General features: G+C 36.2%; 1 protein-coding gene. It reads left to right on the top strand.

Features of this window, described 5'->3' with window-relative positions; genetic code table 11:
- Positions 1–38: 38 nt before the first annotated feature.
- On the top strand, positions 39–298 hold a 260-nt coding region (locus tag GYB81_RS23960; protein ID WP_233787684.1), incomplete at its 3' end, for an AAA family ATPase.

Raw genomic sequence — 298 nt, 5'->3', positions numbered from 1 at the left:
TATCTGTACGGGAGGTTGAGGCGGAAATACCAATAAAAATGGATGAGGAAATCCCTCAAGAAATAAAGGAGATAATTGAAGAAGATTATAAATATCGTTATATGTTCTCTCATCCTACTGATGAAGGGGGGAGTGTTTCTTTCCCTATGGGGAGAGAGTCTGAAGGCACCCAAAAATTATTTGAAATCATACCTCTAATTAGATCTGCGTTTAATGCTAGTATGGTTGTAATTGTTGATGAGTTAGATAATAGCTTGCACCCGCATATTGCTGACTTGATTGTTAAGTTATTTAATGA

The sequence above is a fragment of the Pseudomonas yangonensis genome (genome assembly GCF_009932725.1).
Taxonomy (GTDB): Bacteria; Pseudomonadota; Gammaproteobacteria; order Pseudomonadales; family Pseudomonadaceae; genus Aquipseudomonas; species Aquipseudomonas yangonensis.
Note: the sequence above shows the minus strand (reverse complement) of the source record. Positions and strands in the feature narration are given on the sequence as shown.